This is a genomic window from Pectobacterium carotovorum (genome assembly GCA_016415585.1).
In the GTDB taxonomy this organism is placed as follows: domain Bacteria; phylum Pseudomonadota; class Gammaproteobacteria; order Enterobacterales; family Enterobacteriaceae; genus Pectobacterium; species Pectobacterium carotovorum_K.
Window position 1 is genome coordinate 4,211,557 of record CP066552.1, and the last position, 12,006, is coordinate 4,223,562.

Sequence of the window (12,006 nt, forward strand, 5' to 3'; positions counted from 1 at the left end):
AAACGTTAGCGTTTTGAACAACGCTCTGCGTTGCCCCTTTAGGGCAAGACCCATTTATGGCCTTGTAACGCGGCAACTGCGTAAATCCCCAGGAGCTTACTCAGTAAGTGACTGAGGTGAGTAAGAGCGGCCAACGCACAAGCAGCTTGAAGTATGACGGGTCTATTTATTTTGTATTGACAAGGGGCATAGTCTAGCAAATGTCCACACTCGCGTCCCTGAATTTAACGGGCTACCTCTTAAGGTTGTATTAATTTAACCCCGCTAGAGTCAGCGTCTTCTTTCCTCTCCATAATGGAAATCACGAGAGACGTGTATGAAAAATCCAATACCGATGGGTAGACCACACGTGAGCAGCATCACCTTCGTGCTGATATTTTCTGCCTTTATTACTCTGGTTCAGAACATCGCCTACTATCGTCAGACGCTGCAACTGCTGGATATGACAGACTGGGTCAGTATTCCTTTCTTTCTCAGCATGCCCGTTGTGATTTTCGCGGTGCTGAATATTATTTTCACACTGCTGGCAGTCCCTTATCTGCGTAAGGCCGTCATTGTTCTTTTCCTGCTGACTGGTGCCGCCGCGCAATACTTTATGCTGAACTACGGCATTATCATTGACCGAACCATGATCCAGAATATCCTGGAGACAACAGCTGGCGAATCCTTTTCACTACTTACGCCGCAGCTTGTCGCTTGGGTATTCTTTATTGGCGTCATTCCTGCGGCGCTCGCCGTCTGGATAAAAATAAAGCCCGCCAAGCCGACAACGCTCTATATTGGCATGCGCTTTCTCAGCGTCATTATTTCATTATTCGCCATTTTATCTGTCGCAGCATTCTTTTATAAAGATTACGCCTCGTTCATGCGTAATAACAAAGAGTTGGTCAAAGCGATTACGCCTAGCAATATTGTAGCAGCCAGCTTGTCGTACCATAAACATAGCGTTCTGGCTAATTTGCCTCTGGACCAAATTGGTCTGGATGCCCACAAAGCGGCCCCACCCTCCCCGACGGCAAAAAAGAATCTGGTTATTCTGGTCGTAGGTGAAACCTCGCGAGCGCAAAACTTTTCGCTGGGAGGCTACGGGAAAGAGACCAATCCGCTGCTGGCGAAAGACAACGTTATCTATTTTGAAAACACGTCATCGTGTGGCACCTCAACGGGCGTTTCCGTTCCCTGCATGTTTTCCAACATGCCGCGCCAAAGCTTTAATGGTGACGTAGCCAACCATCAGGAAGGGTTGCTGGATATATTACAGCGGGCAAAAGTTAACGTGCTCTGGCAGGAAAATGATGGCGGCTGCAAAGATGCCTGTACACGTGTGCCAACGGTTGATGTGACATCGCTGAAACTGCCAGGACTATGCACCAACGGCGAATGCCACGATGAAGCGTTATTCCACGGCGTCGAAGACTATATTAATAAGCTCGATAACGACGGCATTATCGTATTACATACGATAGGCAGCCACGGCCCGAGCTATTACCAGCGCTATCCTGACGCCTTTAAGAAATTTCCCCCAACGTGTGATACCAATCAGATTCAAACTTGTACGCAGGAAGCGCTGACCAATACGTATGACAACACGATCCTGTATGTCGATTTTGTTCTGGATAAAACGATCAATGTACTAAAACAGCATCAGGATAAATTTAATACGTCACTGGTTTACCTGTCTGACCACGGCGAATCGTTAGGGGAAAACGGCATCTACCTGCATAGCATGCCCTACTCTATTGCGCCGAAGCAGCAAACGCACGTCCCGATGTTGATGTGGTTATCAACGGGTTATCAGCAACAACACGCCATTCAGGACACCTGCCTGCGCCAGAACGCGAAACAGCTGGATTACTCGCAAGATAATCTTTTCCATACCATACTGGGGATGTTTACTATCGCCACGAAAGAATATCAGCCTCAGCTCGATATCCTTCAGCCGTGCAGGGATAAGGCAACATGAAATTATTGATTGTTGAAGACGATAAACTGTTGCAGGAAGGATTATTATTGGCGTTGAGTCATGAAGGTTATGCCTGCGATTGCGCAGGCACGGCCAAAGAAGCGGACGCGCTCATCAGCAGCGCACATTACAGTCTGGTTATTCTCGATCTTGGCCTACCAGATGAAGATGGACTCACCTTGCTGTCACGCTGGCGTAAGAATCATTACCAGCATCCCGTGCTCATCTTAACCGCGCGGGATAAGGTAAATGATCGCGTCAGCGGGCTGGATGTCGGCGCAGACGATTACCTTGCCAAGCCTTTCGCTCTGACGGAATTACAAGCGCGCGTACGCGCGCTAATTCGCCGCAATCAGGGTTCAAGCAACAGCACAATACAGGTCGACAACATTACGCTGGATTTAAACAATCAACAGGTGTTGCTGGATGACAAGCCGGTGGTGCTGACGCCAAAAGAGTTTGCGATCCTGTCCCGTCTGGTGTTGAAAGCCGGTTCCCAGGTACATCGCGAGGTTCTGCATCAGGATATTTACGCCTGGAACGATGATCCGTCTTCCAACTCGCTGGAAGTGCATATCCACAATCTGCGGCACAAGATAGGGAAAGATCGCATCCGAACCCTGCGAGGCTTTGGCTATCTGCTGACTAAAGGTGAACAACCATGAAGGGCGATACCGACGCCGTCACTAGCATGCGTCGTCGTTTGGTGCTGGCTCTAGGCGGCATCCTGCTCGTCTGCCAGATGATTAGCGTATTCTGGCTTTGGCACGAAAGCGAAGAACAGATTGGCCTGCTGGTTGATAAATCCCTGAGCGCCAGCGCCCAGAACATGCAGATCGATCAAGAGATCAATGAGGCGATCGCCTCGCTCAGTATTCCAAGTCTGGTAATGGTCATCCTGACGTTGCTCATGTGCTTTCAGGCGGTCAGTTGGATCACACGCCCGCTTTCCCGCCTACAGGAAGAATTACAAGATCGCACGGCAGAAAACCTGGAACCGCTGCCGCAGCAGAGTGACATAAAAGAGGTTGCGGCGGTCACGCATACCATCAACCAGCTTTTTCAGCGTCTGGACGAAACGTTGAAACGCGACAGGCAATTTACTGCGGATGTCGCGCATGAGTTACGAACCCCGCTAGCCGGAATTCGTCTGCACCTTGAACTACACCAGCAGCAACATCAGATTGATTGCAGTTCGCTCATCAAACGTATCGATAAAATGGTGAAGACGGTAGAGCAGCTTTTGCTGCTTGCCCGTGTCGGACAGGAGTTTTCGGCGGGCCACCACCAGAATGTCGCGTTCCTGCAAGACGTCATTTTTCCTATGCAGGATGAACTGGCCGAGATGCTGCAAAAGCGTCAGCAGACGCTGAAATGGGTATTGCCACCAGAAGATATCACTCTGCGCGGCGATGCGACGTTGCTCCAACTACTGCTACGCAATCTGGTAGAAAACGCCTATCGCTATAGCCCAGAAGCAAGTCAGATCACCGTGAGCCTGAGCAAGCTGCCACATATTGAACTCCAGGTTGAGGATGAAGGATCGGGTATTGATGAAAGCAAAGTCGGTGAATTGAGTAAGGCGTTTGTTCGTATGGATAGCCGCTATGGCGGTATCGGCCTCGGGCTAAGTATCGTGACACGCATTGCTCAGTTACACGATGGAAAATTTTTCCTCTGCAACCGGCCACAACGTTCCGGCGCCCTCGCTCGCGTGGTACTCACCGCCCCTGACGAATCCCCGGATGAGGCCTGAAGAGCAATAATAGTGGGTCTACTCAGCAATATAGAGACGGAACACCTCCCTGTGCTCAGCCTCGAGTGCCCTACCGGTATACAGGATAGCGGCCGCACAACGTCACCACTTGCTGGCGTACCCGATCGCGTATTGCCGTTAACGCTTCATCACCCGCGCCAAGCCCATCCAGCACGTCACAGAGCCACCCCGCCAATTGCTCACACTCCGCTACACCGAAACCGCGCGTCGTCACGGCTGGCGTACCAATACGCAGGCCCGAGGTAACAAAAGGCGAACGTGGGTCGTTAGGCACCGAATTCTTATTTGCAGTGATGTAAGCATCGCTCAGCGCAGCATCGGCATCCTTACCGGTATACGGCTTGTCGGACAGGTCGATCAGCAGCAAGTGGTTGTCGGTGCCACCAGAGACGATCTTGTAACCGCGCTGCTGGAGAACATGAGCCATGGCCCGGGCGTTGGCCACAACCTGACGCTGGTACACCGTGAATTCAGGACGTAATGCCTCCTTGAATGCCACGGCTTTAGCAGCGATAACATGCATCAACGGGCCGCCCTGAATACCAGGGAACACGGCGGAATTGAGCTTTTTGTAGAAATCCTCGCTCTGCCCTTTTGCTAAAATAATCCCACCACGCGGGCCACGTAGGGTTTTATGGGTTGTACTCGTTACGACATGTGCGTGAGGAAGCGGATTCGGGTATTCACCTGCGGCGACTAAACCAGCAACATGCGCCATATCCACCCAAAAGATCGCGCCCACCTTGTCAGCAATCGCGCGCATCCGCGCCCAATCCTTGTGGCGTGAATAGGCAGAGAACCCTCCAATAAGCATTTTTGGCCGGGTTTCCAAGGCAATACGTTCCATTTCGTCGTAGTCGATCAACCCTGTTTCAGAATCAAGCCCATAAGGTACGATCTTATAGTGGCGACCAGAAAAGTTGGATGGGTTACCGTGAGTCAAATGCCCGCCTTGAGCGAGATTCATGCCCATCACGGTATCACCCGGGTTAGTCAATGCCAGAAACACGGCCGCATTAGCCTGAGCACCGGCATGAGGCTGGACGTTGGCATAATCGCAGTCAAACAGCACTTTAGCTCGATCGATAGCCAGACGTTCGGCTACGTCTACATACTCGCAGCCGCTGTAGTAGCGCTTGCCGGGGTAACCTTCTGCATATTTGTTGGTGAACACGGAATTCTGGATCGCCATCACCAGCGGACTGGCATAGTTCTCTGAAGCGATAAGTTCAATATGGGTTTCCTGACGGTGTTCTTCATACAGGATGGCATCGGCCAACTCGGGGTCAAAATCCGTGAGAGTCAAAGAGGTGTCATACATGGGCATCGTCCTATGCGTTAATCATGGGGTTCTTAACAATGTGATTCTGTAATGGAGCTATCAGGCCAGTAGTAGCTATCCAGCAGAGGCCGTGCGCCAAAGATCGCCTGACCGACGCGTACAACGGTGGCACCTTCCTCAATGGCTATTTCAAAATCGCCAGACATCCCCATAGATAATTCATCCAGCCCAATACCAACAGGGGCGTTTTGCTGCAATTTATCGCGTAGGTTACGTAGTCGGATGAAACACTGGCGCACGCGTTCAGCCTCGCTGGAGAACAACGCCAGCGTCATAAGCCCACGCACACGTAGCGTAGGGAATGCGGGAAGAGCCTGAATAAAAGCGGATACGTTTTCAGGAGACAGGCCGTACTTACTGGCCTCACCAGAGGTATTAACCTGCACGAATACATCCAGCGAACGTCCTTCAATCTGCAAGCGACGATCCAGCGCTTCAGCCAGTCGCAGGCTGTCCAACGCTTGAAATTCGGTAGCAAAGCGTGCCACCAGCTTAGCCTTGTTGGTTTGCAGATGACCAATGACCGACCACTGTAAATCGGTTAAATCCTGCATGGTTTCCCATTTACGAAACGCCTCCTGCACCTTGTTTTCGCCCAATATCCGACAACCTGCCGCATGGGCCATGCGTAGGCGACTTTCGGGCTTGGTCTTGCTGACAGGCAGCAGTCGTACGGTGGCAGGATCGCGACCAGCGCGCTGACAAGCTGCTGCGATGCGCACCTGTACCGCCGCCAGATTAAGTTGGAAATCCTCAACCGTGGCGGCTTCGGGATAGCAACCGTGGCTATCGTGGCGAGTGGGTGTATCGGAAGGTATCGGCATCAGCTTAACTCCTGATGAAGAAGATGAATGGATTGTGAAACGTATTTATAGATTTAAAATAGCCGGATGTTCCCCACCATTTTCTTGATAAGAGGCAGACCAATTGTTCAAACACGCCCAGCTTGAATCGGTCAAAGCCTGGATTGGCGACCCCGCGCACGGTGCTTTACCCTTACACGCTCGTATCCAGCGAGCGATTCGCCAGTTAATCCTCGATGGCGTTCTCGACGTGGGCAAGCCCCTACCCGCCTCGCGCGCGCTGGCTACATCACTCGGGGTTTCACGTGATACGGTCGAATCGGCTTACAGCCAGCTTCATGCAGAAGGATTTATCGAACGTCGCGTCGGCAGCGGCAGTTTCGTGTCAGCGCGGGCAAAACGTCTGCCGGGACGTGGCAAAGCCCGAAAAACGGGAGATAGCAAAGCAGAACTGCACCTCAGTCAACGCGGCAGCGCTATGTTCCAGAATGGTGGAGTTCGCGATTTCATCATACCGCGTGCGTTCGCGCCCGGCGTGCCGGAAACCCGCAGCTTTCCCCTCCAGATATGGGAACGGCTAGAACGACAGGTGCTAAAAGAATATGGCACGCGGGCGCTGCTACATAGCCCGCCACAGGGCATGGAAGTGCTGAGACGTGCCATCGCAGATTATGTCAATCTCGAACGGGGAGCCCGTGCTACGCCCGATCGCGTACTGGTGCTGACCAGTTCCCAGCAAGCGCTCACCCTGTGTGCGACCGTATTGTTGGATGCTGGCGACCCGATCTTCCTTGAAGATCCCGTATACCACGGTGCCCGCAAGGCATTCGAAGCCGCCGGACTTGCCTGTGTACCGATTCCATTAGATGCCGATGGTTTGCAGATTGATCACCTGCTTGAGACAAGCAACGCACACAGTGTGCCCGCTAAAGCTGTATTCCTGACACCCTCACACCAGTTCCCAACCGGCGCGACGCTGACGTTGGATCGACGGCTGGCCGTGATTGAATGGGCCTGGCAACAACAGAGCTGGATTATTGAAGACGACTACGACAGCGAGTTCCACTATGCAGGCAAACCTACTGCCTGCGTGCAGGGGCTCGACCCGCACGATCGAACGATCTATATCGGCACCTTCACCAAATCGCTGTTTCCCGGCCTGCGTATCGGCTACATGGTACTGCCGCCACAGCTGGTTGCCCCAATGACCGTGGCCCGTACGCTGATGGATGGACACAGCGCACCCATTCCACAGCTCACGTTGGCACGTTTTATCGAAGGAGGCCACTTCGGTGCCCACGTACGCACGATGCGTACCGTTTATGCCGAACGCCGCGATGTGCTGGCACGGCTGGTGCGTCAGCATCTGACGGACTTCGTGGAGCCACGAGTGCCAACCGGAGGCATGCAGATGCCCTGTATCTTTATCCGTGACATCCCTGAGCACAACGCGGTGGAATCCGCGCGTCGGGCCGGTATCGATCTGCTCGGGCTGACAGCGCTGTATGCATCGGGCCAGCATAAAGCTGGTTTCCTCATGGGATTTGCCGCCCACGCACCGCATGAACTGGAAGCTGCGGTCAAGACATTGGCGAAGGTACTACGCGCGCTGTGCTGATGATGGGTAGCAGGTGGTGGATGACAGATAGGCCGTCACAGTTAACGGGAAAGGGATTCAATTGCAGGGAAGTGATGGTGAAACAAAAAAAACCGCAGGCCAGTGCCTGCGGTCATATTGCGACTATCGAGATGCTTACTTAGCGGCTTTCTCTTCGGCTGCTGGTTTTTCAGCTTTCGCATCATCCGCTGCTTTCAGGTCAGCTTCAGATTTAATGTCCAGCAGTTCAACGTCAAACACCAGCGTGGAGTTAGCTGGAATGCCAGGCACACCATTTTCGCCATAGGCCAGTGCCGGTGGGATAGCCAGCTTGATTTTGCCGCCTTTCTTAACGTGCTTCAGACCTTCAGTCCAACCTGGGATCACGCCGTCCAGACGGAAAGAAAGTGGCTCACCACGTTTGTAGGAGTTGTCGAACTCGCTACCGTCAACCAGCGTACCTTTGTAGTTAACGACTACAGTATCGCTGTCTTTCGGCGCGTTGCCGCTACCTTCTTTCTCAACCTGATACAGAAGGCCAGATTCAGTTTTCTTCACGCCTTTTTCTTTGGCGAAGGACTCAAGATACTTAGTGCCTTTATCCGCGTTATCTTTCGCATCTTGCTTCATCTTGGCTTCAGCCGCAGCTTTCACTTTACCTTCAAAGCCTTGCAACGTTTTTTCGATTTCTTCGTCAGTCAGCTTGCTCTTATCAGCAAAGGCATCCTGAACGCCTGCAATCAGCTGATCCTTATCCAGTTTGATACCTAATTTTTCTTGCTCTTTCAGAGAGTTATCCATGTAACGCCCTAAAGATGCACCTAACGCATAAGCCGCTGCCTGCTCATCGTTCTTGAATTTGGCTGCCGCAGTGGTATCAGATGCCTGCGCCTTGTCTGCCGCCAGAGCCTGGCCTGCGTTCAGAGCCAGAGCCATCGTTGTTGCTAACAGCGTTACTTTAAACAGTGATTTCATCCATTTCTCCAGCATCTGGAGCGACGCGCTCCAGCCATCATTAAAATAAATTCGCGCCTACTATAACTGTGCGGACGAAGACAACACAACGACGCACGCGACAATCCTTTGATAAAAAACGTCAGGAAGCTTTTCCGACATCATTTGTGTCGTCCTAAGGCCTTCTGGCAACAATATGCCCCAATCCGGATAGTGCATTGCGCCCTACTGCGACCGTTTTTACTACCAGAAGTTTCCGCTTTCTGACAAACTCGCGGGTAACAAGAAGTAAGGGGAACACCGATGTCACCATCAGCACTTGAAGAACGACTTGAACAGTTGGAAAGCCGACAGGCCTTTCAGGAATTAACCATAGAAGAGCTTAACCAAACGGTTATTCAACACGAGCGGGAAATTAGCCGCCTGCGTGAGCATGTCCGTCTACTCACCGACCGGCTGCGAAGCCAGCAAACCTCGCTCGTTGCCCCCCAGTCGGAAGAAACGCCACCACCGCATTACTGAGAGGCGCGTCGTTACACTGAAAATCAACGTAAGCCAAATATAAAAAAACCTCAGGCGATGTTCATCAACCTGAGGTTTTTTTTATGCGCTACGACTCATTAGTGGCAACCGCATCCACCCTTGCCGCCGCAGCCGCCTTTACCATGTTGGTGACCGTGATCATGGCCGTGACCGCCACAGCAGCCGTCGCCGTGTTCATGATCGTGTTCACCGTGAACGTGACCGTGCGCCAGCTCTTCTTCCGTCGCTTCGCGGATAGCCACAACTTCAACGTTGAAGCTCAGGTTTTGACCTGCCAGCATGTGGTTGCCGTCGACAACAACGTGGTCGTCTTCAACTTCGGTGATTTCAACGGGTACTGGACCCTGATCGGTTTCAGCCAGGAAACGCATGCCAACCTGCAACTCGTCAACACCCATAAAGACATCTTTCGGTACGCGCTGAACCAGATTTTCATCGTAGTTGCCGTAAGCGTCGCTGGAACCAATGTTCACATCAAACTTCGCGCCCGCTTCACGGCCTTCCAACGCAGTTTCCAGACCAGAAATCAGGGAACCGTGACCATGCAGATAGTCCAACGGCGCGCTCACCGGAGACTCATCAACCAACACACCGTCTTCTGTACGTACCTGGTAGGCCAGGCTGACCACCAGATCTTTTGCTACTTTCATGATATCTCCTACCGTTGGAAATCAAACTGGCGCAAATTGTAGCTGAAAAATATCCCTATGTACCGTCTGGAATCAAAAAACGTCAACGGTTGGCGACAATGCCACCATGAGACTCATCCCTCATTCTGGCCGGAAAATCCCGATAATCTCGTTAGCCTGTGGGGCGAGTGCCGTCGTGGGCTCATCTGCCTGGCTCTGGCGATATCCGCACTTCACACACACCACAACCTCGACATCATCCTCTCGTCCAACCGCCAGCGTATCCTGAGCCTGACACGTCGGGCACACGGCCCCTGCAATAAAGCGTTTACGCATGATAACTCCAATTTATCGCCGTTCTAAAACCTAGAACCTGGAATCTAGAACCTATTCTACTAGGCGTTATTGGCGCAGACAGTTTGGACTCGGACAGCGCGCAGAAACCGGAGCGTACACGTAGTACGTGAGGATTTATTCGCTTCGCTCACCCTACGGGCCGCCCCAAGAGGCGTTCAAACGCAATTGCGTTTGTGCGAGCACTGCCCAGGTTCAAAATGGCAAGTAAAATAGCCTAGAGAATAGGTTCTTACTCGTCGTCCTCATCCCATACACTCGGCCGACGGCGCTCGCGCAGCATTTCCCGCTGAAAAATATCCTCCAGCTCACGGCGTGCCTCTTTGACACGGGAGATTTGCGCGACATCCCCCGTCAATTGCGGCATCAGCTCACGCAGCATGCGCATATCCAGACGGCGGAAATGCTGTTGTGCACGCATCGCCTGATGTGGGTGCATGCCCACCGTCACCAGCGTTTTCCGCCCTAGCTCCAGCGCGCTGGAAAAGGTTTCGCGCGAGAAATGTTTTACGCCTGTCTGTAACAGCTCATGAGCTTCAACACGTCCGCGAGCCCGCGCCAGAATCTCCAGATTTGGAAAGTGTTGCTGACAGAGATGCACAATCTCCATCGTATCTTCCGGCGCATTACAGGTGATCACAATGGAACGCGCTTTATCCGCCCCCGCCGAACGCAGCAGTTCCAGCTCCGTGGCATCTCCATAATAAACCTTATAACCATAGCTGCGCATCAAGCTCACGGCGCTGATATCACGCTCCAGAACGGTAATCCGCATTTTGTTCGCCATTAATAAGCGGCCAATCACCTGCCCGAAACGCCCGAAGCCCACCACGATCACCTGCGGTTCGTCATCCTCGACATAGGGCTTCTCATCCGGTACATCCTGCACGTTATAACGACGCACCAGAATGCGGTCGATTAACTGCATCAGCAGCGGCGTCGTCATCATTGATAGCGTCACCGTCACCAACAACAGCGGCAATTGCTCACCTTTCAATACGTTGAATGAAGCCGCAGCGGAAAACAGGACGAAAGCGAACTCGCCGCCCTGACTCAGCACCCCGGCAAACTGCAAGCGCTCGGAGCGGCGCATTCGGTTAATCCGCGCCAGAAAGTATAAAACAGCCGCTTTCACCGCCACCAGCACCAATACCGCAACCATAATCTTCACGATGTGGGTGTAGAGAATCCCGAGATTCAGCGCCATGCCGACAGAGATAAAGAACAGGCCAAGCAGCAAACCTTTGAACGGCTCAATAGCGATTTCCAGTTCATGCCGATACTCACTTTCCGCCAGCAGAATACCAGCGATAAAGGTGCCTAACGCCATGGAAAGCCCTAATGCTTCCATAAACAGCGCAGAGCCGAGCACCAGCAACAGCGCGGCGGCGGTGAACACCTCACGCACGCCGGATGCCGCAATAAAACGGAACAGCGGGCGCACCAGATAGCGGCCGCCGATTAACATGCCGAGAAACGCAGCGACCTTAAGACCAATCCGTTCCCAATCGCCGAAATCACCCTGCACACCAGCCAAAATCGGAATCAGCGCTAACGCAGGGATAACCGCCAAATCCTGAAACAGCAGAACGGAGAAACCTAATTGCCCCGATTCATTGCGGTTCATGCCCTTCTCGCGCATCAGCTGCAGCGCCATGGCCGTTGACGACATCGCCAGCCCCACGCCGCCGATCAGCGCGGACTGCCACGAGAAGTCCGTCAGATACAAGGCTCCGCCTAAAATCAGCGCACTCAGGCCAACCTGAGCGGCCCCCACACCAAAGATCGAGCGGCGCAGCGTCCAGAGCTTGGAGGGATTCAACTCCAGCCCGATGATGAACATCAGGAAAACGACGCCCAGCTCCGAGAAATGCAGGATGGCTTCCACATCGCGAATAAAGCCGAGCCCCCAGGGGCCAATGGCAATCCCAGCGATCAAATAGCCCAATACGGCACCAATCCCTAATCGGGCAGCGATCGGTACGGCTACTACCGCCACAAACAAAAATAAGACGCTGGCGGTCAGTAGCGCAGAACTCTCCAT

General features: G+C 52.9%; 11 protein-coding genes. 5 read left to right on the top strand and 6 right to left on the bottom strand.

The features are described from left to right. Nucleotides 1–316 precede the first annotated feature (316 nt). From eptA to pmrB, 3 genes are read left to right on the top strand one after another with little or no spacing between them, the layout of a single operon-like run. On the top strand, nucleotides 317–1,963 hold the full coding sequence (gene eptA / locus JFY74_18815) for a phosphoethanolamine transferase EptA (protein ID QQG28081.1): 1,647 nt from the start codon (nucleotides 317–319) through the stop codon (nucleotides 1,961–1,963). Then, complete coding sequence (pmrA, locus tag JFY74_18820) at nucleotides 1,960–2,628, top strand: two-component system response regulator PmrA (GenBank protein QQG28082.1); 669 nt, start codon at nucleotides 1,960–1,962, stop codon at nucleotides 2,626–2,628. Before eptA ends, pmrA begins: the two co-directional genes overlap by 4 nt. Further along, on the top strand, nucleotides 2,625–3,719 hold the full coding sequence (gene pmrB / locus JFY74_18825; GenBank protein QQG28083.1) for a two-component system sensor histidine kinase PmrB: 1,095 nt from the start codon (nucleotides 2,625–2,627) through the stop codon (nucleotides 3,717–3,719). The genes pmrA and pmrB overlap by 4 nt, the downstream gene beginning before the upstream one ends. A gap of 70 nt (nucleotides 3,720–3,789) precedes the next feature. On the opposite strand, the gene JFY74_18830 is transcribed toward pmrB, so the two are convergent. Continuing rightward, nucleotides 3,790–5,061: a serine hydroxymethyltransferase gene (locus JFY74_18830; GenBank protein QQG28084.1), complete on the bottom strand. Its 1,272-nt coding sequence runs from the start codon at nucleotides 5,059–5,061 to the stop codon at nucleotides 3,790–3,792. A gap of 32 nt (nucleotides 5,062–5,093) precedes the next feature. Continuing rightward, the gene (locus tag JFY74_18835; GenBank protein ID QQG28085.1) at nucleotides 5,094–5,906 is read right to left on the bottom strand and encodes a YggS family pyridoxal phosphate-dependent enzyme; all 813 of its coding nucleotides are present in this window, start codon (nucleotides 5,904–5,906) and stop codon (nucleotides 5,094–5,096) included. 103 nt (nucleotides 5,907–6,009) lie between these two features. Between JFY74_18835 and JFY74_18840 the strand changes: the two genes are divergently transcribed. Beyond that, entirely contained in the window at nucleotides 6,010–7,503 is a 1,494-nt protein-coding gene (locus tag JFY74_18840) for a PLP-dependent aminotransferase family protein (GenBank protein ID QQG28086.1), read from the top strand. 135 nt (nucleotides 7,504–7,638) lie between these two features. Here the strand turns inward: JFY74_18840 and fkpA are convergent, their stop codons facing one another. Continuing rightward, nucleotides 7,639–8,457, bottom strand: a complete 819-nt coding sequence (gene fkpA / locus JFY74_18845; protein QQG28087.1) for an FKBP-type peptidyl-prolyl cis-trans isomerase — start codon at nucleotides 8,455–8,457, stop codon at nucleotides 7,639–7,641. Between the two features lie 282 nt (nucleotides 8,458–8,739). On the opposite strand from fkpA, the gene JFY74_18850 reads away from it, so the two are divergent. Further along, nucleotides 8,740–8,958 (top strand): SlyX family protein, encoded by a 219-nt coding sequence (locus JFY74_18850; GenBank protein QQG28088.1) that lies wholly within the window; start codon nucleotides 8,740–8,742, stop codon nucleotides 8,956–8,958. Nucleotides 8,959–9,056: 98 nt separating this feature from the next. Here the strand turns inward: JFY74_18850 and slyD are convergent, their stop codons facing one another. The 3 genes from slyD to kefB form a co-directional block, all read right to left on the bottom strand. After that, the gene (gene slyD / locus JFY74_18855) at nucleotides 9,057–9,629 is read right to left on the bottom strand and encodes a peptidylprolyl isomerase (GenBank protein QQG28089.1); all 573 of its coding nucleotides are present in this window, start codon (nucleotides 9,627–9,629) and stop codon (nucleotides 9,057–9,059) included. Nucleotides 9,630–9,749: 120 nt separating this feature from the next. Beyond that, a complete protein-coding gene (locus JFY74_18860; protein QQG28090.1) occupies nucleotides 9,750–9,944 on the bottom strand; it encodes a YheV family putative metal-binding protein in 195 nt (64 codons plus the stop codon). A gap of 250 nt (nucleotides 9,945–10,194) precedes the next feature. After that, nucleotides 10,195–12,006: a glutathione-regulated potassium-efflux system protein KefB gene (gene kefB, locus JFY74_18865; protein ID QQG28091.1), complete on the bottom strand. Its 1,812-nt coding sequence runs from the start codon at nucleotides 12,004–12,006 to the stop codon at nucleotides 10,195–10,197.